Source organism: Agrobacterium sp. K11 (assembly GCF_059429395.1).
Genome location: NZ_JCAHRB010000014.1, coordinates 44,422 through 69,921, shown reverse-complemented (window position 1 = coordinate 69,921; position 25,500 = coordinate 44,422). Strand labels below are relative to the sequence as shown.

Annotated in this window: 22 protein-coding genes and 1 pseudogene; 15 read left to right on the top strand and 8 right to left on the bottom strand. The window is 55.8% G+C overall.

From position 1 onward, the window contains the following. Positions 1-63 precede the first annotated feature (63 nt). From AC5SEO_RS23875 to AC5SEO_RS23810, 14 genes and pseudogenes are all read left to right on the top strand, one after another. Complete coding sequence (locus tag AC5SEO_RS23875) at positions 64-1,017, top strand: Bug family tripartite tricarboxylate transporter substrate binding protein (RefSeq protein ID WP_112155450.1); 954 nt, start codon at positions 64-66, stop codon at positions 1,015-1,017. A gap of 22 nt (positions 1,018-1,039) precedes the next feature. Then, positions 1,040-1,513: a tripartite tricarboxylate transporter TctB family protein gene (locus tag AC5SEO_RS23870; RefSeq protein ID WP_323687015.1), complete on the top strand. Its 474-nt coding sequence runs from the start codon at positions 1,040-1,042 to the stop codon at positions 1,511-1,513. A gap of 2 nt (positions 1,514-1,515) precedes the next feature. Further along, positions 1,516-3,066: a tripartite tricarboxylate transporter permease gene (locus AC5SEO_RS23865; RefSeq protein WP_111795649.1), complete on the top strand. Its 1,551-nt coding sequence runs from the start codon at positions 1,516-1,518 to the stop codon at positions 3,064-3,066. A 5-nt stretch (positions 3,067-3,071) separates the two neighbouring features. Then, positions 3,072-4,376: a CitMHS family transporter gene (locus AC5SEO_RS23860; RefSeq protein ID WP_323687085.1), complete on the top strand. Its 1,305-nt coding sequence runs from the start codon at positions 3,072-3,074 to the stop codon at positions 4,374-4,376. Between the two features lie 22 nt (positions 4,377-4,398). Next, on the top strand, positions 4,399-5,481 hold the full coding sequence (locus tag AC5SEO_RS23855) for an Ldh family oxidoreductase (RefSeq protein ID WP_025590939.1): 1,083 nt from the start codon (positions 4,399-4,401) through the stop codon (positions 5,479-5,481). Then, complete coding sequence (locus AC5SEO_RS23850; protein WP_112155451.1) at positions 5,478-6,284, top strand: hydroxypyruvate isomerase family protein; 807 nt, start codon at positions 5,478-5,480, stop codon at positions 6,282-6,284. The genes AC5SEO_RS23855 and AC5SEO_RS23850 overlap by 4 nt, the downstream gene beginning before the upstream one ends. A gap of 21 nt (positions 6,285-6,305) precedes the next feature. Next, positions 6,306-7,676, top strand: a complete 1,371-nt coding sequence (locus AC5SEO_RS23845; protein ID WP_112155452.1) for an NAD-dependent succinate-semialdehyde dehydrogenase — start codon at positions 6,306-6,308, stop codon at positions 7,674-7,676. A 28-nt stretch (positions 7,677-7,704) separates the two neighbouring features. Further along, complete coding sequence (locus AC5SEO_RS23840; RefSeq protein WP_112155453.1) at positions 7,705-8,112, top strand: cupin domain-containing protein; 408 nt, start codon at positions 7,705-7,707, stop codon at positions 8,110-8,112. Positions 8,113-8,116: 4 nt separating this feature from the next. Continuing rightward, positions 8,117-8,422, top strand: coding sequence for an antibiotic biosynthesis monooxygenase family protein (locus AC5SEO_RS23835; protein WP_112155454.1), 306 nt, complete (start codon positions 8,117-8,119; stop codon positions 8,420-8,422). After that, complete coding sequence (locus AC5SEO_RS23830; protein ID WP_112155455.1) at positions 8,422-9,474, top strand: AbrB family transcriptional regulator; 1,053 nt, start codon at positions 8,422-8,424, stop codon at positions 9,472-9,474. Before AC5SEO_RS23835 ends, AC5SEO_RS23830 begins: the two co-directional genes overlap by 1 nt. A gap of 46 nt (positions 9,475-9,520) precedes the next feature. Then, a pseudogene (locus tag AC5SEO_RS23825) lies at positions 9,521-9,686 on the top strand (TerC family protein); the annotation flags it as partial. Between the two features lie 279 nt (positions 9,687-9,965). Beyond that, on the top strand, positions 9,966-12,941 hold the full coding sequence (locus tag AC5SEO_RS23820) for a Tn3 family transposase (protein ID WP_112402041.1): 2,976 nt from the start codon (positions 9,966-9,968) through the stop codon (positions 12,939-12,941). An 86-nt stretch (positions 12,942-13,027) separates the two neighbouring features. Next, on the top strand, positions 13,028-14,566 hold the full coding sequence (locus tag AC5SEO_RS23815) for an IS3 family transposase (RefSeq protein ID WP_112155467.1): 1,539 nt from the start codon (positions 13,028-13,030) through the stop codon (positions 14,564-14,566). After that, positions 14,550-15,029 (top strand): DUF6338 family protein, encoded by a 480-nt coding sequence (locus AC5SEO_RS23810; protein ID WP_112155468.1) that lies wholly within the window; start codon positions 14,550-14,552, stop codon positions 15,027-15,029. The genes AC5SEO_RS23815 and AC5SEO_RS23810 overlap by 17 nt, the downstream gene beginning before the upstream one ends. Positions 15,030-15,407: 378 nt before the next feature. Here AC5SEO_RS23810 and AC5SEO_RS23805 read toward each other — a convergent pair whose 3' ends face one another. The 8 genes from AC5SEO_RS23805 to AC5SEO_RS23770 form a co-directional block, all read right to left on the bottom strand. After that, positions 15,408-18,311, bottom strand: a complete 2,904-nt coding sequence (locus AC5SEO_RS23805; protein ID WP_162632827.1) for a hypothetical protein — start codon at positions 18,309-18,311, stop codon at positions 15,408-15,410. A gap of 74 nt (positions 18,312-18,385) precedes the next feature. Beyond that, positions 18,386-19,042 carry an SH3 domain-containing protein gene (locus AC5SEO_RS23800; RefSeq protein ID WP_323687019.1) on the bottom strand — a complete coding sequence of 219 codons (657 nt, stop codon included), beginning with the start codon at positions 19,040-19,042 and terminating at the stop codon, positions 18,386-18,388. Positions 19,043-19,048: 6 nt separating this feature from the next. Then, a complete protein-coding gene (locus tag AC5SEO_RS23795; RefSeq protein WP_323687585.1) occupies positions 19,049-19,792 on the bottom strand; it encodes a hypothetical protein in 744 nt (247 codons plus the stop codon). A gap of 143 nt (positions 19,793-19,935) precedes the next feature. Beyond that, positions 19,936-20,544, bottom strand: coding sequence for a His-Xaa-Ser repeat protein HxsA (gene hxsA, locus AC5SEO_RS23790; RefSeq protein WP_112157469.1), 609 nt, complete (start codon positions 20,542-20,544; stop codon positions 19,936-19,938). After that, positions 20,541-21,629, bottom strand: coding sequence for a His-Xaa-Ser system radical SAM maturase HxsC (gene hxsC, locus AC5SEO_RS23785; RefSeq protein ID WP_112155473.1), 1,089 nt, complete (start codon positions 21,627-21,629; stop codon positions 20,541-20,543). Before hxsC ends, hxsA begins: the two co-directional genes overlap by 4 nt. Beyond that, positions 21,626-23,035: a His-Xaa-Ser system radical SAM maturase HxsB gene (gene hxsB / locus AC5SEO_RS23780; RefSeq protein WP_112401953.1), complete on the bottom strand. Its 1,410-nt coding sequence runs from the start codon at positions 23,033-23,035 to the stop codon at positions 21,626-21,628. The genes hxsC and hxsB overlap by 4 nt, the downstream gene beginning before the upstream one ends. Further along, entirely contained in the window at positions 23,016-23,306 is a 291-nt protein-coding gene (locus AC5SEO_RS23775) for a hypothetical protein (RefSeq protein ID WP_323687022.1), read from the bottom strand. The genes hxsB and AC5SEO_RS23775 overlap by 20 nt, the downstream gene beginning before the upstream one ends. Before the next feature lie 62 nt (positions 23,307-23,368). Continuing rightward, entirely contained in the window at positions 23,369-24,505 is a 1,137-nt protein-coding gene (locus tag AC5SEO_RS23770; RefSeq protein ID WP_112155475.1) for a hypothetical protein, read from the bottom strand. Positions 24,506-24,770: 265 nt separating this feature from the next. Here AC5SEO_RS23770 and AC5SEO_RS23765 point away from each other — a divergent pair, with 265 nt between their 5' ends. After that, entirely contained in the window at positions 24,771-25,400 is a 630-nt protein-coding gene (locus AC5SEO_RS23765; protein WP_244656417.1) for a hypothetical protein, read from the top strand. Positions 25,401-25,500 lie beyond the last annotated feature (100 nt).

Below are 25,500 nucleotides of genomic sequence, written 5' to 3'. Positions count from 1 at the left end.
AGGCGACGTTGTTGTTAAGGGCGTTGGAGGTCTCGCGCCCTGGCTTACTCTTGGGAGGATTCCATGAAACTGAATAGCGTATTCGGCGCTGTAATTGCGTTCGCCGTCATGACTGCACCTGCAATGGCCGATCCAGCCGTCGTGCTTGCGCCGGGAAGCGCGGGCGGTGGTTACGATGCAATGGCCCGTCTGCCTTTTGAAGCCATGCGCAAGGAAAAGATTTTCACCGACGGTGCTCAGTTCACCAACCGCGGCGGTGCTGGCGGAACGATCGGTCTTGCGGAGTTCGTCAACACGTCGAAGGGCAACGACAATGCGGTCATGTCCATGGGTGCGATCCTGATCGGAGGCATCATTCTCAATAATTCCCCGGTTTCGCTAAAAGATGTTACACCGCTCGTTCGCCTGACCAACGATACAGGCGCAATTGCCGTACCGACCAATTCCGACATCAAGACGATCAATGATCTCGCCGCAAAGATGAAGGAAAACATCGGCGGCGTTGCCATCGGCGGCGGTTCCGCAGGTGGTGTAGACCACATCGCCATGGCACTTCTGGCGAAATCCAACGGCCTCGAAGCTTCCAAACTGAACTACATCCCTTATGCCGGCGGCGCCGAAGTGGTGACGGCACTGGCCGGGGGCAGCACCACGGCTGCGATCTCAGGCCTTTCAGAATTCCGCTCCCTGGCACAGGCTGGTCGCATCCGCATCATAGCCGTCACTTCCAAGGAGCGCGTCGAAGGCATCGATGCGCCGAGCCTGACCGAAGCAGGGTATCCCGTCGTCATCGGCAACTGGCGCGGCATTGTCGGCGCACCTGGCATGAGCGAGGAAGCAAAGCAGACATGGCTCGATCGTTTCGAGAAGATGCATGGCACAGAAACCTGGAAGGCAACGCTCAAAAAGCAGAATTGGGAAGACGCTTACCTTTCCGGCGATGATTTCGAGAAGTTTCTCGACCAGGAAGTAACAAACCAGACCGCGACGCTCAAAGACGTCGGCCTGACGAAGTGATCTAGGGCCGGAGGCGATGAACATGGTCGAACGTCCGTATTGGATTGCCGCAGGCGTCATCGCCTTCGGCCTGGTCTGGCTCTACCAGGCTTCTCTACTACCGCAATTTGCCCAATATGCAGAGCTTGGGCCTGGCTTTACCGTCACCCTCATCGGTGCCGGTCTGGTCCTCTTCGGCGCAATTTTAGCGTTCCAGATTTATCGTGGCGTGCCTTTTGAGGCACAGGAGGCGGAAGATGTCGCAAGTGACCTTCCTCCATCTCGTAGCTCACTCGCCTTCGCCGCAGCTGGCGCAGGAATTCCGATCCTGACGATGACGACGCTTGGCTTCGTCATCACTGCGACGGCGAGTTTCGTCTTGACCACGCGTGCCTTCCAATCGCGTCGCTACGTGTTCAACACGGTCATCGGGGCAACCTTTGCCCTCACCTGCTGGTACGGTTTCCGGCTGCTGGGCGTTCCGCTTGGTGGGCTGCTGCCTGTGGCGGGGGTCTGATCATGGATTCCTTCTACTCACTCGCACAAGGTTTCTCGACCGCACTTGAACCGCACAATTTGATGTGGGCCTTCGTCGGCACATTTCTTGGAACGGCAATCGGGGTTCTCCCGGGTATCGGCCCGGCGCTTACCATCGCGCTCCTGCTACCCGTCACAGTAAACGTCGATCCGACCGGTGCCTTCATCATGTTCGCCGGTATCTTCTACGGCGCAATGTATGGCGGTTCCACGACGTCCATCCTTTTGAATACGCCGGGCGAGAGCGGTTCGATGATGACCGCGCTCGAGGGTAACAAGATGGCCCGTAACGGTCGAGGCGCCGCAGCCCTTGCAACCGCCGCCATCGGATCCTTCGTTGCAGGAACCATCGCGACGGTTGGCATCACCTTCCTCGCGCCGCCAATCGCCGAGCTTGCCTTCATTTTCAAGCCGCAGGACTACTTCGCGCTGATGGTACTGGCATTCATGTCGGTGTCGGTCGTCATGGGCACGTCCAGGCTGCGGGGCTTCATTGCGCTGTTCCTGGGTCTTGCTCTCGGCCTTATCGGCATTGATGGGCAGACGGGCGTCTCCCGCCTTGCGTTCGGCCTGCCGGATTTGCTTGATGGCGTCGATATGACGGTGGTTCTCGTCTCGCTTTTCGCGGTCGGTGAAGCGCTCTACGTCGCAAGCCGCTTTGCATTCGCGCCGCCTCATCTCAATCCCATCTCCGGCGGTCTGTGGATGACCCGCGAAGACTGGAAGCGGTCGTGGAAGCCATGGATCCGTGGAACCGCGCTCGGATTTCCGATCGGTGCGCTGCCTGCCGGTGGCGCGGAAATTCCGACATTTCTTTCCTATACCATCGAGCGCAAACTGACCCGCCATCCGGAAGATTTCGGCACTGGTGCCATCGAGGGTGTCGCCGGACCGGAGGCTGCCAACAATGCCGCTGCCGCCGGTGTTCTTGTTCCGCTTTTGACACTGGGCCTTCCAACATCTGCGACCGCCGCCATTCTTCTCGCCGCGTTCCAGAACTACGGTTTGCAGCCCGGTCCGCTCCTGTTCATCAACAGCGGCGATCTCGTCTGGGGTCTTATCGCCTCGCTCTATGTCGGCAACATCATGCTGCTGATCCTTAACCTACCATTGGTCGGCCTATGGGTGCGTCTGCTGCTGATCCCGCGGCCCTATCTCTATGCGGGCATCCTCATCTTCTCGCTGGTCGGCATCTGGGGTGTTTCCAACTCCTGGCTCGATTTGGTCCTGATGTTCACCATTGGATGCCTCGGCTACGTCATGCGCGTCTATGATTTCCCGATTGCTCCTGTGCTGATCGGACTCATCCTCGGACCCATGGCCGAAACCCAGTTCCGCCGTGCACTCGCTATCGGTCAGGGCGACCCACTTACCCTTGTTTCAACCCCTCTCTCTGCCGTTCTCATCGCCATCTCGTTCGCAATCCTGATCGTTCCATATCTGCTGCGGAAAATGAATGCGAGAACGCACGAAACCCGGACTTCTAGCGTCGACAGCGTCGGCGAGAAGAATTCTGATGGAGCTGCTTCGTGATTACCATGCTTGCCTACACAATGATTGCGATCTTCATGACCGCAATAATGACCCGCACTCTGTCTGCGCTGATTGCGCTGATCCTCGTGCCATTCCTCTTTGGCCTTCTTGGCGGATTTGGACACGAGCTTCCAGCAATGATGGTTGATGGCATAAAGTCCATCGCGCCGACGGCGGTACTGCTGCTCTTCGCCATCATGTATTTCGGTCTGATGATTGATGCAGGCCTGTTCGACCCGATCGTTCGGTTGGTGGTGAAGATCTGCCACGGCGATCCGCTGCGCGTCATCGTGGGCACGACGATCCTCTCTGCCATCATATCGCTCGATGGAGATGGCTCTACAACTTACATGCTTTGCGTTTCCGCAATGATGCCGCTGCACCGTCGTCTCGGGATCAACCCGCTCATCCTACCGCTGGCCATCCTGATGCCGAACAGCATCATGAACATCATGCCCTGGGGCGGCCCCACGGCCCGTGTGCTTGCATCTCTGCATCTTGAGGCAAATCAGGTTTTCCTGCCGATGCTGCCTTCGATCGTTGCGGCGACCTTGGGTTCGGTGGCTATCTGCTGCTATTTCGGTCTTAAGGAACGGAAGCGTCTGGGTACCTTGACGCTGCCCACCGATCGTCCGCAACCGGAGTTCCGCGATGAGGATTATGCGGAACGCCCGGAAGGCGTGAAGGTCGCAACCGGCTGGCGCGCTGCCTTCAACATCGTCCTGACTGTTCTTCTGATGGTTTTCCTCGTTGCCGATGTCGCGCCACTGGTCGTACTCTTCATCATCGCATTCGCACTTGCCATTACGGTCAACTTCCCCTCGCTCCCCGAACAACGCCTGCGCATTTCGGCTCACGCGCCGAGCGTTCTCGCCGTCGTCTCGGTTATTTTCGCTGCTGGCGTCTTCACAGGGATTCTCAAGGGTACGGGCATGACCGATGCCCTCGCGCAGAGTATTGTTTGGATGATCCCCGAAGGGCACGGCAACCTGCTTCCGCTTATCACGGCATTGATTAGCGCGCCTTTCACCTTCTTCCTTTCCAACGATGCGTTCTATTTCGGCGTCGTGCCGGTTCTAGCCGAAGCGGCTGCGAAATACGGCATCGCTCCGGAAGTCATCGCCCGCGCCTCGCTGATCGGTCAGCCGGTCCACCAGCTCAGCCCGCTCGTCGCCGCTCTCTACGTTCTGTTGGGGCTGTCGAAGGTTGAGATGGGGGACTTCCAACGTTTCGCGCTCAAGTGGACACTCGTCTTGACCGCTCTGATGCTCTTCGCCGCGCTTATAACCGGCGCGGTCACACTGTCTTAAATATGAAAGAGGACTCTTGAAAATGACTGAAACCCGGTATTTCGAGACAGCCGAGCTCATTGAGTTCGCAACCAAAATATTCGAGAAAACGGGCATGACGGCTGCCGACGCTGGCGTCATCGGCCACGATCTCATCAAGGCAAACCTCCGCGGCATCGACTCGCACGGTATTTCCCGCATCCCCATGTATGTGGAGCGTTTGTCCAAGGGCTTGGTCAATCCCAAGCCCAACGTTACCGTCAAGAAAGTTGCTGGCGCCGTCTCCCTCGTGGACGGCGACAACGGCATGGGCTTCATACCGTCGCATCGCGCGACGGATGAAGCTGTGGCGCTCGCGGAGAAGAACGGCATCGGGCTCGTTGGCGTTCATCGCAGCACGCATTTCGGCATGGGCGCACTTTACGCACTTCAGGCCATCAAGGCCGGCTACATCTCGATGATCTTCACCAACTCGTCGCCAGCCATCCCCATGTGGGGCGGGAGAACGACGTTCCTCGGTGCAAGCCCGATCGCGGCTGGCATTCCGGGTGGCAAGCACGCGCCTTACGTGATGGACATGGCGATGACGGTCATCGCGCGTGGCAAGATCAGACTGGCGGCAATGAAGGGCGAGCCGATCCCGGAAGGTCTGGCACTCGATGTCGATGGCCATCCCACGACCAACGCCGAGAAAGCCTTCGAAGGCGTCTGCCTTCCATTTGGCGGCGTCAAGGGTTCCGTTCTCGCGACCCTGATGGATCTGATGTCCGGCGTCCTGACCGGCGCCAACTTCGGCGGTGACGTCAAGAGCCTCTATTTCGATCACAGTGAGCCGCAGAATGTCGGCCACTTGTTCTTCGCCATCAAGCCGGACCTTTTCATGTCGCTTGAGGACTTCGATGCACGCATGGACGAGTTCTATGAACGCATCAAGAAGCTGCCAAAGGCGGCCAACGTCGATGAAATTATGATGCCGGGCGAACCGGAAGAACGCCGTGAGACACAGCGCCGTGCCGAAGGCATTCCAATCACAGGCAACGTTATCGAGGACCTGCAAAAGGAAGGCATCACTCATGGTATCAACTTCCCGGTCGGGCGCGCGTCTCCCTTGGGAGCGGCAGCATGACCGTGAACAGGTTGTCGGCGCATATTGGCTACCTCTTCACTGAGCTGCCGCTGGAGGAGCGTGTGGCTGCAGCGGCTGCTGCGGGCTTCACGGCCATCGAGCATCCTCAGCCCTTCGCAATCCCACCGAAGCGGATGAGGGAGTTGCTGGCCGACAACAACCTCGTCTTCACCCAGCTAGCCGCCGCAACCGGTGATGCCAGCAAGGGGGAAAAGGGGATTTCGGCGCTTGCGGGACGGGACGTGGATTTCAGAGCCTCGTTCGACAAGTCGCTGGACTATGCTCTCGAAGTGGGCGTGCCGCTCGTCCACCCCATGGCTGGTGTTCCAGAGGTCAGCGCAACGGAGATGTGGTGGGACATTTACATGTCCAACATCGCCTATGCGGTGGAGCAGACCGCAGCGACTTCTGCCCGGGTTTTAATCGAGGCAATCGGTCATGCCGCAGTTCCGGGCTACGCCGTTTCACGACTTGAAGATGCAGTGCGCATTCAGGATGCTTTCGGTCCCGGCAATGTCACCCTCCTGGTCGATACATTCCATGCGGCAAGCAACGGCCAGGATGTCATTTCCTGGATCGATGAGAATGCCTACCGTATCGGCCATGTCCACATCGCAGACTATCCCGGGCGCCATGAGCCGGGGACCGGAACCATTGACTTCGACGGCGTTCTGGATGTGCTCGCCAAACATAAATTCAGCGGCGCAATCGGCTTCGAATATGTGCCCTCAAAAAACACACTCGACAGCGCTCGGTTCCTGGCCCGGTGGAAAGCCCGGCCTGGCGACAGCGCGGCTCCCTAAAGAATTCCAAAGGAGAAGATAATGATCGTTTCAATCAATCCGGCGAACGGTAAGGAACTTGCCCGCTACGAACTGCATGACGACGCCTTCGTGGACAATGCGCTCACGGCCGCTGCCAACGCGCAAAAGGCTTGGCGGAAGGTTCCGGTGGAGGAACGTGTCGGCCTTTTGAAGAACATGGCAAAGGCACTGCGCAGCGGGAAGTCGCGGTATGCGGAGATGATTACCCGAGAGATGGGCAAGCCGATCGCTGAATCCGAGGGCGAAATCGAGAAGTGCGCATACAATTGCGACTTCTACGCCGAGCATGCCGCCAAGTACCTGGCGGACGAAGCTGTACCCTCCAATGCGACCGAGAGTGTTGTCGAGTTCGATCCGCTCGGCGTGGTGCTGGCGATCATGCCTTGGAACTACCCCTTCTGGCAGTTCTTCCGGTTCGCGGCGCCAGCATTCGCAGCGGGTAACGGCGCTATCCTCAAGCACGCCAACAACGTGCCGGAATGCGCCCTCGCAATTCAGGACATCATGAAGGAGGCCGGCTGCCCGGAGGGACTGTTCGCCACCCTCATTATCGATGCCTCAAAGGTCGCGGGAATCATTGCTGATGATCGCATCGCTGCCGTCACCTTGACAGGTTCCACGGAGGTCGGCGCCATCGTTGCCTCGCAAGCCGGCAAGGCCTTAAAGAAGCAGGTCCTCGAGCTTGGCGGTTCCGACCCGTTCATCGTTCTCGCCGATGCCGACCTGGAAGAGGCGGCAAGGGTAGCGGTCAAGGCTCGCTACATTAACGTCGGCCAGTCGTGCGTGAATGCCAAGCGCTTCATCGTCGAAGAAAGCATCGCCGACCGTTTTGTCGAGCTATTCTTGGAAGGTGTCGCCAAGCTGAAGATCGGCGACCCGATGGAACGTGACACCAACATCGGTCCGATGGCTCGCGAAAATCTGATGACAGGGCTTCACAGCCAGGTCGAGCGGACGCTGGCCTCCGGTGCGGTTCTCAAGACAGGCGGCAAGCCGATCGAAGGTGCCGGCTACTACTACCCGCCGACCGTTCTCGACAACGTCAAGCCCGACATGGTGGCATTCTGCGAGGAAACCTTTGGTCCGGTTGCCGCAATCATCCGCGTCAAGGATGCGGATGAGGCCGTCCGTCTCGCCAACCAGACCGAGTTCGGTCTCGGCTCCGCGCTCTGGTCGACAGACCTGGAGCGTGCCCGCAACCTCGCTCGCGATATCGACGCTGGCGCCGTCTTCATCAACGGAATGGTGGCTTCCGATCCGCGCTACCCGTTCGGCGGCATCAAGCGTTCCGGTTACGGCCGCGAGCTCGGCGTCTACGGCATCAGGGAATTCGTGAACATCAAGACGGTGTGGGTCGGCCCGGCCAAGTAACCGCATTACGAAGAACAAGGATACGACAATGTCTGAAGCAGCAATCCTTCGTCCCAAGGAACTCAAGACCAACGACCGGGGTGGTGGCGCGCGGACGACGCCGCTCGTCACCCGCAAGTGCGGCTCAACCAGCATGATCAATGGCATCACCGCCTTCGACCCCGGCGCTGCCATCGGTCTCCACAAGCATAATTGCGAAGAGAGCGTCATGGTCATCGAAGGCCAGGCGATTGCCGAGATCGACGGCGTCCAGCATCATCTGGACACCAATGACACGACCTGGATTCCGGCGAACGTTCCGCACCGCTTCATCAACGCGTCCGACAAACCTATGCGCATCTTCTGGACCTACGCGTCCATAGATGCCACGCGAACAATGATCGCGACAGGCGAAGAGCGCACGATCGATGCAGAGCACGTACAGAAGGCGGGGTGAATCCATGATCTATGAAGTTGCCGAGATCACGGTGAAGCCGGGCGAGGAAGCCAGTTTCGAAGATGGTGTGGCGCGAGCCGCCCCACTTTTCCTCCGCGCGAAAGGATGCCATGGCCTTAATCTGCAGCGCGTGGTGGAAGACCCGTCTGTCTACCGTCTGGTGGTGCAGTGGGAAACGGTCGAGTATCACACCGTGGATTTCAGGGACTCCGACGGCTTTCAGGAGTGGCGCCGGCTGGTCGGGTCGTTCTTCGCCAACCCGCCTGTGGTGACACATACTGCAGTCACTGCGAGCTACCAGGTGTCGTGATGGCCATGCCTGCATTCGCCAAGTTCCTGCTGACCATTTCGGTCGGCAGCCTTGGCGGCTGGGTGATGTGGCATTTTCATATGCCACTTGCCTGGCTACTTGGCGCCATGATTTTCTGCGGGGCAGGGGCGTTGCTTCGCATGCCGCTTGCCATGCCAAAGTTTGCTCGTCCGCCGATGACGGCGACGATCGGCGCCATGCTCGGCACGTCGTTTTCGCCGGCTGTGTTCGAACACTTCCGGATATGGATGGTTTCGCTCGGCGGACTGGTATTCTTCATCGCGGCGGCAGCCTCTGTAACTTACGTCTATTTCCGAAAAGTGGGCAAGTTCGATCATCCGACCGCCTTCTTTTCGGCGATGCCGGGTGGACTGGTCGAGATGGTCACGCTGGGCGCCGAACGCGGTGGCGACGAGCGCATGATCTCGCTTATCCATGCCGCCCGCATTTTCCTCGTGGTTCTCTGCTTGCCATTCCTGATCCAGTTGGTAACCGGGCACGCGATCAGCCGAACCGGTTCGAGCTACGTGCCGCTGGACGCCATCGATCCGCGCGATCTCGGCTGGTTCGTTGCGGCCATCGGAATTGGGGTAGGGGTCGGCGTCGCTCTGCGCCTGCCAGCTCGATATCTGCTCGGCCCGATGGTCGTGAGCGCGAGCCTTCATCTTAGTGGCATTACCGACTTTCTGCTACCGAGCGTGTTCCTAGGAGCGGCCCAGGTCGTAATCGGCTCCATCGTCGGATGCAGGTTCGTGAACACTGCTCCGGCACTGATCCTGAGGGTGCTGAAGTTGTCGTTCGGTTCGACCGTCCTCCTGTTGTCCGTGTCGATTGCATTCGCATTCCTGATCTCGCGGATCACAGGGGACCAGTTCGTCGGCACTATGCTTGCCTACTCCCCAGGCGGGGTCGCCGAGATGAGCCTGATCGCTCTGTCGCTCGGCATCGAGGTGCCCTTCGTTGTCTTCCACCACATTGTCCGTGTGCTGCTGGTCGTCGCCGGCTCCGCGGCGGTATTCGCACTCAAGTACGATCCATTCAAATCGGAGTAGCGTGCTGCGTTGCCTCGTGCTTTATTGAATATGGAGTTTGCCCATGATGGAAATATTGACGGCGCCGGGCTACCGCGCTGTTGCAAGTCATAGCGATCGACTTGGTTCTCGCGGGCGAAAATGCAGTCGTTATCGGCTTCGCTGCCGCCGGGCTTAAAGCGTCACAGAGACGCAAGGCCATGGTGGTCGACATTCTCGCAGCGACGGTGCTGAGCATGCCCTTGCCCTTGCACCAGGGCTTTCTGGCCGTAGACTTGCAGGGCCCCTCTGAGGCGAGCGCTAATCGAACGATCGCATCGCTCAAGCAGGGGTCAGAACAAGAGCAGTCCGAAATCGTACGCTAAGGCCGAACGAAGCATGAACAATGCCGTAGATTAGATCTTGGGCATTGGATCTCTGTGGATTGCCATCGATATTCGCTGGTTTTGATTTCTGTGTCCGGCCCGACTCGACAACGCTAAGCGCAGATTGGTTATGAATGGAGTCGGGCTATGGCAAAGCGCAAGCTTCTCAAAGATCAAGATCGCCGAAAGCTTGTCGATATCCCTGTCGACGAGGACAGCTTAATCCGACACTACTCATTGTCACCGGCCGATCGCCTGGAGATCGAACTGCGCAGACGTAATCACAACCGGCTTGGCTTTGCCATTCAGTTATGTCTGATGCGATACCCGGGTCGAGTGCTGGGGGCAGAAGAAATTCCGCCACGCGCCATGCTTAAATATGTTGCTGATCAGATCGGCGCCGCCCCGGAAGCATTTTCGCTCTATGCACGCCGTGAAGAAACCCGTCGGGATCACACAGCACGGCTAATGATGTATCTGGATACGAGAAGCGCGACGCTGCAAGATCGCCGCGCCGCGCTATTGTCTGCAATTCAGGCGGCGGCGACGTCCGACGACGGTGCTGCGATAGTCAGTTCGATTGTCGTCGCGTTTCGTGAACGCGGCGCTCTTCTACCGGCGATCGACACGATCGAACGGATTGGCCTTGCCGGCCGTGCGATAGCCCGCCGTTGGGCAGAGACAACTCTGATTAAAGAGATCCCGCTCGATACGCTCCGATCATTGGACCGGCTGTTAGAAGTGGACCCGTCGATCGGCCAGACGCGCTTCCATTGGCTACGCTCGGCGCCAGAAGCGCCAGGTTCGTCGAATCTGGTCGGGCTGACAGAGCGGATAGCCTTTCTGCGGCAGCTGGAGATCGATCCGACGTTACAGGCGCGCATATCAGCAGGACGGTGGGGCCAGATGATCCGGGAGGGTAACGCAACCCCGGCCTGGCTTGCCAACGACTTCAATGCCAGCCGTCGCCACGCTCTGATTGTGGCTCAAGTCATCAAGCTTTGTCAGAAGCTCACGGACGATGCGGTGACGATGTTCATCAAGCTGATGGGTAAGTTGTTCTCGCAAGCCAACAACCGAAAGAAGCAGCGGCAGATGGACTGCAGAGCGAACACCGCCAAAGCGCTGCGCATGTTTCTCGATACGATCACCGCGCTGCAGTCCGCCAACAACAATGGTCGGAATGCAATGGATGTTCTCGACCAAAGAGTCGGCTGGGATCGACTGCTTCGGATGAAGCCTGAGCTCGAGTCGATGGTCGACGACAACGAGGCGCCGTCGTTGATCGTAGCAGCCGAGCAATATGCGACCGTCCACAAATACACTGGTGCATTCCTTCAGGCATTCGCGTTCCGCTCGGCGCTTCGCCACGATCCACTTCTAGCGGCAATTGCGCTGCTTAAACGGCTTCATGCCGAGAAGCGACGGACGCTCCCTGATCGCGTCCCGCTCACCCACCTTAGCCAAACTGACCGGCGGCTCATCTTCGAACGAGAAAAACCTGATCGCCGACTCTACGAGATCGCAACGCTCGCTGCTTTGCGAGACCGGCTTCGATCTGCGGAGATATGGGTCGACGGCAGCCGATCTTTCCGGCCCATTGACGAGCATTTGATGCCGCGAACAACATTCATCACGTTGAAGGAGGAGGATCGTCTCGGATTAGGTGTCCAAGCTGATGGCGCGCAGTGGCTTGCCGAAGCGCGTCAGATGCTCGACTTCAACCTGCAGCGTCTGGCGCACAGGGCACGATCCGGAAAGCTCGAAGGAGTTCGTCTTGAGGCCGGAACGTTGATCATCACACCAACCGCCAGCGAAATCCCTGCGGCCGCCGAGGCACTGAATGCCGAGATCAGCGATATGTATCCGTTGGTCGAGGTTCCCGATCTGTTAAGGGAAGTGCATGAATGGACCGGCTTTGCGGATCAGTTCACGCATGTTCGGACCGGCGACGTACCAAAAAATGTCTCTGCAATGCTCGCTGGTGTACTGGCCGATGCTACGAACCTTGGTCCCAAACGAATGGCGGGCGCTTCCAAAGGGATTAGCGCTCACCAGATTGGGTGGATGCGCACATTCCACGCGCGATCGGAGACATACCGCACGGCTCAAGCGTGCATCACCGATGCCCACACCCAGCATCCGCATTCGCGCCTTTGGGGCAATGGCACAACGTCATCGTCCGATGGCCAATTCTTCCGTGCGAGCGACCGGGCTGCAAAGCGCGGCGACATCAATTTGCATTACGGTAGCGAGCCCGGATCGAAATTCTATAGCCATCTGTCAGATCAATACGGCTACTTCAGCATTTTGCCCATCAGTCCCACCGAGAGCGAGGCGGCCTATGTGCTGGACGGGCTCTTCGATCAGGACACGGTCCTCGATATCCAGGAGCACTTTACCGACACTGGCGGTGCCAGTGATCATATGTTCGGGCTGTTCGCCTTGATCGGAAAGCGGTTCTCACCAAGACTGCGTAATCTCAAAGATCGGAAGTTCCATACGTTCGAGAAGGGTGATGCATATCCGGCGCTGTCGAACCACATCGGGGCGCCGATCAATGCCAATCTGATCCTCGACCATTGGGACGATCTGCTCCATCTTGCGGCGTCGATCACGACGCGGTCCGTGGTGCCATCTACCATCCTCAAGAAATTGTCCGCAACGCCAAAGCAAAGCCATCTCGCGAGGGCGCTCCGCGAATTCGGCCGTATCGAAAGGTCGCTCTTCATGATCGAATGGTACTCAAGTCGGGCACTACGGCGGAGATGCCAAGCTGGTCTCAACAAGGGCGAGGCCGCTCATAAGCTGAAACGCGCTGTGTTCTTCCACGAGCGGGGCGAAATCCGCGACCGGTCGTTCGAGAGCCAAGCATTCCGCGCCTCTGGTCTCAACCTCGTTGTCAGTGCAATCGTCCACTGGAATACAGTCTATCTCGACCGCGCAATCACGCAGTTGAAGCGAGAGGGTCGAAATATTCCCGATACTTTGTTGAAGCATATTTCGCCGCTCAGTTGGGAGCACATCAACCTTACCGGCATCTACACCTGGGATACCGAACACCAGATGCCCGACGGATTTCGATCGCTTCGTCTGCCAGCCGGGCTACGGCGGGTCGCATAAGTTCCCCTTCCGTTCGCTCTTAGCGTACGATTTCGGACTGCTCTTGGGGGATGCGGACTAAAACTTGGACCACCAGGAGGTAGTTCATGTATTCCCATGCTGACAGAATTCGCGCGGTCGAGCTGTATATCAAGCTCGGCAAGCGGGTTAAGGCGACGATCCGCCAGTTGGGTTATCCGACCAAGAATGCGCTGCGGAACTGGTATCGCGAGTACCAGCAGCATCAAGACCTACGCGTTCGTTGTGTGGCTCGCGCGCCGAAGTTTACTGAGGCCCAGAAGCAGACGGCGCTTGAGCACTACCGCACTCACGATCGCTGTATCTCTGCGACGATGAGAGCGTTGGGCTATCCGGGTCGTGGAACTTTGACCGCATGGGTTCGAGAGGCATTTCCGGAGGCGAGAACTTCGATGGTTGGTCGATCCTGGCGTCCGGCCTATCCCGACGCTTTGAAACAAGTCGCGGTTCTTGATCTTTGCAGTGGAGAGGAAAGTGCCCAGCAAATAGCCGAGCGGCTAGGTGTATGCCGGCCGACGTTGTACGCTTGGAGAAATGAGTTACTCGGTCAAGAGGCTGCCTCATCCATGAAACGCCGCAACACTTCTGCGCCAGCGCCGGAGCGCGAAGAACTCGAGCGACAGCTTGAAGCCCTCCAGCGCGATGTCCGACAATTGCAGCTTGAACATGATCTGCTGAAGAAGGCCAATGAATTGCTAAAAAAAGGCCTGGGCGTCGATCTGCAACTCCTGAGTAATCGGGAAAAGACACAGCTGATTGACGCCCTCAAAGACACCTATCGATTGCCAGAACTGCTTTTGCAGGTGGGGATTGCGCGGAGCTCGTACTTCTACCACCGCACCCGAGTGAATCTGGAAGACAAGTATGTCGCCATCCGCCGCAGCCTGACGGAAATCTTCGAAAGCAACCATCGCTGCTACGGCTACCGCAGACTGCAGGCGTCACTGGCCAGGCAGAGCGTAACAATCTCGGAAAAGGTTGTGCAGCGATTGATGAAGCAGGAGAGTTTGGTGGTCGCCAGACCGCGGCGACGGCGTTTTGGCTCGTATATGGGAGAAGTCAGCCCTGCGCCGGAGAACCTGATCAACCGGGACTTCAGAGCGAAAACACCGAACGAGAAATGGCTCACAGACATAACCGAGTTCCAAATTCCAGCTGGAAAGGTGTACCTGTCGCCCATCATAGATTGCTTCGATGGCATGGTGATCAGTTGGTCAATTGGAACGCAACCGGATGCGGGGCTGGTCAACACGATGCTGGACGCCGCCATCGAGACCGTTACCGACGGCGAAGGCAGGACGATCGTCCACTCTGATCGTGGAGCGCATTATCGCTGGCCCGGCTGGCTCACGCGGATTAGCGATGCGAAGCTGCTACGTTCGATGTCTCGCAAGGGCTGTTCACAGGATAACGCCGCGTGCGAAGGCTTCTTCGGTCGGTTGAAAACGGAACTGTTTTATCCTGGCGACTGGAGAACCATCACGATCGAGCAGTTTGTCCGCGAGGTTGATGCCTACATCCGATGGTACAATGAAAAGCGCATCAAATTATCATTGGGATCACTCAGTCCCATCGAGTATCGCAGAAGTCTTGGCCTTAGCGTCTAAATCAGTCCAAGTTTTTATCCGCATCCCCACCGGCTCAGTTCTGCGCGGAAACCAACATACGATTGTCCTACAGATCGCGATTGCCACTGTTGTCGGCTTCATTCTCGGCGTCATCTGGCTCTATGCCGTGAATTACAAATGGATGACCCGATTTCTGCAGACTATAGGGGCGACGAAAACTTATGGTGACGAAGACGTTTGGGACTTCACGTTTAACTCTTCCGATGCAACTTCCGAGTACGTTCACGTTCGCGATTTTGAGAACAAGATTGTGTATGCGGGTTGGGTGGCTGTGTTTTCCGAAACCGGCAAAATGCGTGAGGTAGTTCTTAGAGACGCGATTGTTTACGATTTTGATGGCTCCCAATTGTTTGCAAGCCCAAGAATTTATATATCTAGGAAGCCTGAAGGGATGCATATCGAATTCCCAGCGACACAAGCGAATACCAAGGAGCTTCAATGAGCGGCAACCCGAAGACGCCAAATAACGGCAGCTGGAGCATTCGGCCGGTTAGTGAAGGCTATGTTAAAAAGGGTGGGCTGAATCCGCCAACGTCGCAGATCGTCTCACGGCCCGCACCGCCCGCTCCGATGCGGCCTGCTCCAGCTCAGCCGTCCCCACCAAAACGCTGATTTTCTTGATCACTCCGTACCGCGACAACGCTTCGGAGACTAGGTCGCGCGTTCCACTTTAAGAAAAAGCGCAAAAGGGACCGAATTGACACGAATTCCCTAGCTCAGAAGCACTACGACCCGTGAATGACTAAAAGCGCGTTGTGTAAAAATATGCCCAGCCATATTTCGTTCAGATTTCTAGGTGGGCATAGTTCACACGAGCACCCTATGGCGTTGCGGAATCACGATTCGCCGCTCTCCAGCGACTTTCAAAACTGTGCCCAGACTTCCAAGTATTGATTTTGGCGACCTCGTCCGCGCATAGCGCGTGCAATGGATCCCGCTCCATTTCGAATTCATCATCTAGCACGACACCGAACAAAACGCACTCCGTTCGGTATTCTCCACGTTCCCGGCTCTTAAATTCCAATGCAACTCGAGTCACCAACGCATCAAGTTTTCGATCTTTCCAATTTACGCTTCCAAAATCGTCAATGGACGTGTCGACGTTCCCGAGTTCCCAGCCATCTCTCTTCTGCGCATTGAGCCAGTCAGTAAATTCCCGATAAGCCGGCGAGTTCGTCTGTGTTGCAGCTAACCCGCCATCGGGTGTAAGCGACGCCTTGAGGAAGCTAGTAAACTTCGTAAGCCGCGCATTTGCCGCTGGGCCGTTGACTTTTTGGAGCTCAGCTTCAACGACGCCTCGGCGTGACTGCTCCTCTTGTCTACGAATATCAGACAAGCGCTCCGCTTCCTGAGCCGCAAGTCTTTCAGCTTCCTGTTGCTTCACTGTTTCGAGTTTGCTGGCTGCTAGTCTGGCGGCAGACTGTGCGACCTTATCGCTTTCAATCCAAATGGGGAGGAAAATGCCAGCCTTTTCATCACGCTTCATAGCTTGCGTCAGCTGCCGCAGCGAGCTGGAGGCTCCATACACCGCACGGCATTCATCACGCAGTATCATAGGGTAAATTTGCTCCAAAGTTTTGTCACTTATTACCCTCAGAGGCTTCGTCGTCTCGACGAGCGTAGTGACCTCTTTCAGCATTTCTTCATGAACATCAACTGCCTCGGCGACTACGACGCATAGGTCGCCCTTCTCAGAAGCAGTTTCAAAAGCGCCAAATCCACTTCGAGATCCGGCTTCGACGCCAGATGTCACTGCGGTAATGAGAGAGATTTCCTTCTCTTCTCTTTCTGCTAGCTTTTTGTAATCAATCGCGTCGAACACGCGAAGTTTCTTAGCCTCAAGTGCATCCAGAAATGCGACGGCGAAACTTGGTTGTGCCTCGAGGAATGCCTTTCTTTTTGCAATAATCAGGTCCACCCGTTCTGGACTCCGGCTGTCGCACGAGCTTATCTTTACAACTGTCGCACCCATTGGCGCTAGGATGTCTCGTAGCCCACGTCTAAGCGAGGGTGTTTCGTCAAGTCCGATCAAGCACACAGCCGCGTAATCTTTCGAGAATGAAACGCCTCCGTTTAAAGTGCGAACGAGTGATGGTGCATCGGCGGACGCATTGAAAAACGAAACCACGTCACCCCACGCGCCACTCAAGAGCACCGCGTTTAATGGCGTGACTGCAAAAGGTGCGTTCGAGTTTTTCTGAATGACTTCAGGACTTCCCGCACCCGCGGCCTGGTATCCGGCAAGTTCGGTCGCTAACCCAGTTCTGGAAATCAAAGTTCCAAGTGACTGTCTTGCGTTTTCGAGGGCCTCAAGGTCATCCGAGATGACGGCATCGGCAGAAATTTTTAATTCTTGAACGACTTGCGGGAGTTTTGGCGAGGAAATATTTCCTGCGACCCATTTTGTCAGCGATGCACGCGTCGCCTCAAGCGCCTTTTGATGCGCGAGAACCTGCTTCTGACGGTCGTCAGCGCGCTCCTTATCTCTAGCCACAACAAAGTTGCTGTAGCCGACTAACGTGATCAAAATGGCCTCGAGCTCAGACGATGCCTGTTCAAGATTTGACGTGCTTCCAGTCGGCAGCGTAACACCAAGGATAGAGGCCTTGTCGGCGACTTGTATAAGGTTCGGGATTTGTGGGTTGAGCCTGATGAAAACTTGGGCATCATCAAGCAGAATGCCGGCTTTCAAGCGAGCAGCTTTCAAGTCTGCTGCAACGGCTCGCTCATAGGAAGTCTTATCTGCGAAACCCTTTTCCTGCGCGCTCTTAAAGGTGGTCTTGTCAGCAAATCCTGATGATCGAAAGGCTACGTATTCGGTGCGCGTCTCGAAACTAAATCGCGAAGCTGCTCGATACTCGTCTGCGGTCTCGAACCCACCGGCTCTCGCTTTCCCGTACTCCTCGGCAGTTTCAAATCCAGATCGTGACGCCGCCTCGAAATCGACGTTCGTCTGGAACCCGCGCTGCTTCGCAACGAGCATAACCTGTGGAGATTTGAACCCTCCCTTAACCGCTTGAGCATATGTTTCGCCGTCTTCAAAACCCATACTCTGGGCCACTTGACGTTCTGTCACTGAGCGAAACCCGTCCTGCGCACTTTGTTCGATCAGGTTAAGTGCGTAGTCATCGAGATAGTCCCCAGTGGGCGCTCCGAATGCAGCGGTATAAGCTGCAAATGCCTTGACCGTCCCAGGTCCGACCAGACCATCGGTCGAACCAGTATAGAACTTCAATCGCGTCAAGGCGATTTGCAGACGTCTCACGGAAGAAACCAGAGTGGTCTGCGTCATCACGTCAGTAGACGTTCCCGCTGTATAGCTGTGAAACAAGATCGATCCAAAGCCCTCGCCAGCACTTAAAAACGCATCCTGCGGAACAAGTCTAAGATCTTTCAATGTCTGAAGATTGGGCTTGGCTTTGTCCTTGAACAGGGTCCCCGTTACGATGGCAAATGAGCCGTTACGCGAACGCGTTATAAGCGCCGGGCCAAGAGTTGCGGCAAAAGTCTGGGCTACGGCAGCGGCTTGGTCAAACGTCGGCCGACTAGAAACTACCAGCCAGATCATCGTTGGGTTGGGAGTGGGCAAGGCTGCCGTCTGGACGCTCGTCAGACCCGCGGTGACCTTGATGCCGGCTCTGGCCTCAGGTGCGGCACTTGCGGTTCCTCCGATCAAGCCATGCAAAACGAAAACACAGCAACTTAGTATTGCAACTCTACGCACGAAAATATCCCCGATCCCCTACTGGAGATGATATTAATCGAAGATCATGTTAGCGCAACTAGATGTTGTTCATGCTACTCGCTCTTTAGGAATTTTGCATTCACCCATCCATTTTGGCCGGTTTCTTTGACCAGGACCTGGACCCAACCAGCCTGCTCATCGACAATGGTGACAACGAGCCCGGTAGTCAGTACCTCGATCAAGGGCGAACTGGGATCTGGTCGTGTCCGCATATTGAGGTTGGTTGTAGTTCGCGATACCCTCGCGCTTGTTTTCGCATCTGATAGAGCGTCCGCTACCTTAGGGGTCGATTTCACTTCCGTCGTGGTCAATGACGGGAGAGGCAAAGCTGCATTGCCAGCCTCAACCGCGGAGCCAGAGCCACCAATTTTCTGCGCCAACGCAGCCTCGATCGCGGTATCAAATGCCTGTTTGATGTCGTTATCAATACTTCGATATTGCCTCACAGGCTGATCTTGTTCTGCCACCTTCGTCCCTGGTGGAAGCGCCGGGGACTTCTGATCGGTCGTTGTAGATGGCGTCCGAATGCCTGGAGACGTCTGCGGGGTTGGAGTCTGGTTTTGACCAGATGATCCACTACCACCTGCATGAGATGAGCCTGGTGGAATTTTACCAGAAGCAACCTCTGGCTTGGATGATATATTTGCCAACACCGTCGCGCCGACCGTCATAGCGACGATGATCCAGAAATTCCGGTACGGTGCAGACATTGGCAATTATCCCCTGTCTACTTCGATTTGCTTCAGTCGGACAAGTGCATCGTACATGGCCTGTGGCGGTGCGTTTCGAAGGCGTTCTGCAGATTCGCAAACGCTTTTCAACTCATCATGAGCATTTGCGAGTTTTTGTTCGAGCCCAACGCGTTCCATGGTGATCGTGCTTTTGACCTGTTGAACCAGATGAGGCTCTGTTGGAGCTGTCGGATTGAAGGTAAATTTTTGGCTTACCGAGCTCGCCCATGCTTCCACTTCCCCGACGAGAGACGGTCCAAATCCTGGAAGCTTCGGGACACGCCGATTTTTCACATCAAGGGCATTGGCAAAACCATAAGAGGCGAGCGTTGCTTTGCGACTTTGACCAACCCCTGGTATTTTAGCCCGCTCGATTAATTGCGATTTCATGTAGTTGGTGAACTGTCGTTCGCGCTTGGTCTTTTCGAGCTCGACAAGCAACTCGCGCTCTTTCGCTGGCAAGCCTGAATATGTGTCGGCAAGTGACAAAAAGAGTTTTCGCTTATCCTCAAATGTCGCCGGACCCGCTTGGGCAAGCCAAGTCTGTCGTTGCTCATCCCAGTTAGCCTTGGCACACCGGTATTCGACCTCAAATTTCCGCTTCAGGCTTACCGAGAGGGCAGTCATCACGAGTGCTCCGACGCACAGCGCTGTCCCCCAGAAACCGTGTACGAATAGTGCAAGGTAGCCACCGACCGTCAGTGCAGCGGCTCCTGCAAAAACTGTCAATTTCCTCTCAGATCTGGCAGCACGCCCCACCTCGGATAACTGGAGGGCTGGAGGCGGCGGTAACGCGGCTTCCAGCTCTGGAGGTGAGGGCGGTGCAGGGACCGACTTTATCGTTTCTATTATATGGCTGATATCCATGACGATCAGTTTGCAGCGATCCCGAAGGCATCGAGCACATCGGGCGTAATGGTTCCGGTGACTTTAAGATTGTAATCAGTCTGCATCGCGATCAGCGCTGTTTTGCATCCCGGTCCGACCTGACCGTCTATCAGACCCGAATAGTAGCCATAGGCAGTCAACGCTGTCTGAACCTGCATCACGATCCTTTTGAACTTATCTGTGTTGCCGGCAAGAGGCTTCAGCGGCGCAGGGCTCGGGGTGACAGGTGCACTGTAAAGCGGCGCAGGCGTAGCTGGTACCGGGGGTGCTACAGGCGCGCTAGGCGCAGCCGGATAAATCGAGCGGGCGGGTGGGCTGTAGGAAGGGGATGGCGACGAGTATGTCGATGAACCACCATAGCTATATCCACCGCCGCTACTTGATCTGTGACTGGAGTGGGAGCGATGACTGGAATGAGATCGATGCGACCGGTGGCCCGCAAGCGTGAAGACATGCTTAAGTTTCAGCCGTTCGAGAATGGTTGGAACGGAGTTCTTCTTCTCGACAAATTCACCAATTGGCATCGCTGTAGTTTTGGACGGAAGAAATCCGGCCGCTAAAAGCGACGGGATCAAGAATATCCGCGATTTCATAATGGCCCCAGTGCAGCAAACCCCTGCCGATGATCATACCACTGAAAAAACCCACCACAAGTTCCGCGAGCATTACAACTGTCGCAGAAATCGAGATATTTCCGCTTCCAATCGGAAATCGTTGATGGCGCGTGAAGGCGATAGTCGTTTGGAACAGAACAGGCGGGGAAATTATAGAGCCAAGTCTGTATTCCCCGTGCTCCGGCAATATCAAGTGCTCTGGCAAGAGCGTCGAAATCAGTCGAGGTGTCTTTGAATGACGTCATCCAATTCATCCGGCCGTAACCGATCCGTTCAAGTTGCATCACAGCCCAGAAGGACACAGCACTCAATCTCGTCGAAACGAAATAGGCGAGAGCAGGCAGGTCATCCCAATTTTGCTTAAGAACGACTGTGCGAAGTTCTACTGAAGCACCTGCGCGAAGCAGGGTAGCGAGGCCACGTTCAAGAGATTTGAAAGCACCCTCTTTCCCAACTATTCGATCATGGACGTCGGCTGCGGCTGAGTAGATTGGGACACCCCATAGAACGCGATCCCATCCGAGGTCGGAAAGCGTTTCGATATCTCCGGCATCGAAGTGTTGGGCGTTGGTCAGGACGTGGAAGCGAATATCCGGCCGCGCTTTCGTGACGTGCGAAAGCATTTCAAACAGTCGATGCTTATGTAAAAGAGGCTCACCACCGGAAATCCCAATCGTAACGCCGATCGGGGCGAGCAAAGCCGCGAGGGCAAAATGCTCGAACATGTCATGATGATACTTCTTGGGCGGCTGCGAACACATGACGCAAAGCTGGTCGCATTGCTCAGTGACGAGAAACGTGTTGTGCTCTGACTGAGCTCGTATCAGACGATGAGCGCTTCCTTGTCCCGGCAGGAGGAGAAGCACATCTCCATCCATGTCCTCGTCGATGCCTGCGTAGACGCCCAAAGAGAACCCGTTAAAATCGTACTCCCGTCGCTCTCCCGTAACCTCGACTAAAAAAGCATCGTGCTGGCCGTTGGCGTCGGAAGGACCGTCGTTGAGCCTGATGACCATGGGAACGACGATTGGTAGAGGATCGACCTTGAGGCGCAACTCTATCATCGGTGAGACTTCGCAAGCGATCGATCGAAACGAGCCGATCCTGACCATATGGCAAGGGATTTTTGAACCCTCGGATCGTCTGAATAGATCAGGGAAAAAATCTTATCGAACAGGTAGGTATGGCGCTGGCAAAAGTCGGTGAGATGTTTCGGATGGTCTATTCGACCGTATCTCGATAGGTCGTCCACCAGATCAACACCACAAAAGGCCTGATAGGGACAATGGACGCAATCCGGGTGGAAGTTGTTGATCGCTTCGCTGTTTAAAACCTCAATCTTATCTCGGTTCATGCCGCTGAAGACATCGCCCATGGATAGGTCCAACTGCCCCACGCGGGTCACCATGCGCGCTTCATCAGTGGGATAAAATTTCCCGTCATAGTCGATGACGACGTAGCTTTCACCGATGATGTTTGGGTTACGAAGATCTGCGTGGTGGTTATGGCCGGACCGCAGAACCCGTCTAAGGCAGTGCGTGAAATAATACTCTTCAACGGGTTGGTCAGCATCCCAGTTGAACGCAACCAATTCGTCGATGAACTCCGAGTGGTATTGATTCCACACCGCTGCGCTCTCGCGAGCGTCGAACTTTTTGCGGGCAAAGCCCTGGTGGTTCACAGGCCGCAAATAAATGGAGCGGAAACCGTAGTGAACGAAAGACTCGATTAAGGCGCTCGATGGCGGCGCTTTGCGTGGGTCAATGGTGGGGAGAGCGGAGACTTTATCGGCGCCCAACCTTTCGATTGCGGTGTCGAGATTAGTGAAAAACGCGGTCGTTTTCTCGTCACTCACAGTTCTCTGTGCCTGATGGATTGCTCTCGTCGCATCGAGTGACGTGCTGGTAAACACGTCGGGCTCTTCCAAGACCGCCCAAGCTTCCTCTGAAACTTCTTGCAGGTTTGTACAGATGACAAACTCACAGTGATCGAATTTGCCTCGACAGAATTCCATCACATCCTTGATGACGTCGAGGCGCAGGAGCGGCTCGCCCCCCTGAAACTCGATCTTGATGGTGGTGGTCGACAGGCCGTCAAGGAAGCTGACGACACCGGCCAAAGTTTCAGCATCCCAGTCGAAACCTCGTGTACCCTCGTTGACGCGCGATACCTGACAATAACCACAGGCCAGGTTGCATCTCAGCGTCGGCACCAGAATAACGTAGTCGATCTCAGCCGGAAGGTAGAGACGGCTGGCGAAACGCTGCTCAAAGCCAAGATAAGTAAGGTCGCCCACCTCGCTGAAGGCACTACCAATCGCATTTAAGAAGGCGAGATCTGACGCCAGCAGCTCGTCGCGGGCATAGCGGTGCAGAAATGCTTCGCCTGCTTTGAAAAAGCCACCGGCGTCATCTGCAAAAAAGACATTACCGTCGTCGGCTGCGCGAAACTTAAGAGGTGCGACCAGCAATGCCTGTCACTCCCTCAATCAGCATCTTGCGCATTGGCAACGTCTGTTCGAAAATCTTCTGACGATAGAGACAAAACTGAAATTCCTGCTTCACGCGTGGATCACCTGCATTTGTGCCGGTGAAGCGAACAATGTTTCCATCGACGCAAAGCTCGAGCTCCGGATATAGATACTGAAACCGCACCGAGGCGTCCGGGAGCCATCTTATAAGCAGCTCGTCGATGACCAGTTGCGAACTACTGGGTAGATTTTCCATTTCAAAACCATTCATTAAACGCCTATCGTTCAGGAAAAGCAGCCTATCACACGTTGAGAGCTGCAATAGAGAAAAGACTACCGCAGGTTATATGAGAGGGACATTGAACAGCCTCGACTGTCGCCAATTTCGTGTTTCAGAAGCTCGATCCATTCTCCGTCGTCGAAGCTGAAAAACTGGATTGCGCATTCTCCCGAGCCAGCGCCTGACCATTGCGCGGTCATCAGGCGGCTGGATAGTTCGTACTTCAGGGCGAGATCGAGGTTCGTTCGGCCCCCTACAGGCAACTTGAAAACCTCACCAGTGCGCACATTTCCGACATAGGCGTTTGAACAGCGAGTGCCGCAATCAATTTGGATGACCGCGTATTCACCGGCGAAAGCAGGGCCTTCAGCCATCCGCTGTGCGATCCGATCTTGATAAGCGCGTACCGTAGAATTTTGGCCGCTCAAATCGGGGAGATTTCTCGGTCCTGAATAGACACGGGCCACAGGTAATTGCGTGGATTTTATTCTCGACAGCAATATTTGTCTTTTGGATTTGTCAGCGGAACTGCTCATCGGTGTCCATGCGATGGGACTATATCCAACATCGGCGATTGATGTCGTCCCGCGAAGATTCTTGAAATAAACTGCATCGGATATCGCCATCGAATTAAGCGTGGCAACCGTCTCCATATGAGCATATGTATCCGCGCCATGGCGGCGTTTCAGGTCAAGGAGCGCAGCTCGCCCTATCTTTGTCACGAAAGTAGCTATCGTCGTCGAACCGGAGATTTCATAAAAGTTCGAGATTGTGACGCCACCATCCGGAGTACTCAAGACAGATGAGCCGCCTGCAGGCAACAGACCAAGATTGCCAAAGCGCTTCTTGATATCTGCGAGAGTTGTTTGGCCGAACCTGAAGTCGGAAAAGTAAGCGAGCTGGCGCAAGCCTTTTCCATCCCATTTGGCCTCCAAGCGAACTAATTTCCCGGTCGATTGCTCGGAGGTCGCTGAGACTTCGATCCCATTTGCAGCCTTGAATTTCCCGTCGACATAACCGCCAAAACTGTTCTGCCAGGCAATGCCATCCAGCTTATTACGATCCTCTCCGATCGAGTGCCCAGCAACGACTTGAGCTACCGCCTCAGAAGGAGGGTGCAAGACGACCACGCCAAGGGCAGCGGACAAGCCGAACCATCGGACAAGAGATCGCAGCTTTAGTGATAACATTTCGTGCCGGCCCCCGCCCGCGTTCCATTAGGACGATCTCACGTTATCAGGTTCGGCAAACTACGAAACCACTAATTGAACGCCGTGGAAAGGTTTTCGCGAAAAGCGCGATTTTTGTGCGCTAGTCCAAAAAGGCCGCCGTGTCTGGCCGAACGGTACTCCACCTAGCTGGTGCAGGGTCATAAAAGTCTATTCTAATCTATTCTCACTCGACTCTAGATTGTCGCCGTGCTTATTTCCTTTCGGGGATTTTTTCGGGGGCATCATGAACACCAAATTCGCTGCAGCGCTACTGTCTTGCGCTATGCTGACGGCTTGCCAATATAAGGCGGAGCCGCTCACAGTCGCAACCTACAATGTCTATTCGTCTTATGAAGGCAAGCTTCCCGGCAAGTACCTGCTCTTCGTTGATGGGTCGAAGTTGGATAAGCCAATCAAGCCATCGGACATGAACTGCGCAGCGCACACATTCCCGCTTAATCTCTCATCCAGCTTTTCTGGCTCGGTAAGACAGACCTTTGCAAACCTGGTGACCGAATTGGAGCCTGTTCAAGCGCCTGTCGGCCGCGATGAGCTCAAGGCGCGTGGTGCCCGTGGTATGATTATCGTTAAGGGCGAAGACGTGAACGCTCGCCTGCGCGTTGTGCCAGGCTTCTGGGTTGCCGGCATGGAAACGGAAGTTGAGGTCGCGGCATCCATTACTGTTGACGGGCAATCGGGGCGTCTGCTTGGCACTACTGTCTCTGGTGACGGCAACGCGCAAGGCGATGCCGGCTTTGCTTGTGAAGGTGGTGCAAAATCGCTCACTCAATCTGCTGAGCAAGCGATGAAGGAAACGTTAGGCCGCTTAGGCGAAGCACTGACCAATTCAGATCGCGTTCGCAACGGCAAATGAAACGTTAGTCGAGAGTGTGGAAACGCACTCAAACTGCTTACAAAAAAGTGTTCGAAGCTGCTCTGGCCGCACAGCTTTTGTAATGAAAAACTGGGCGTAC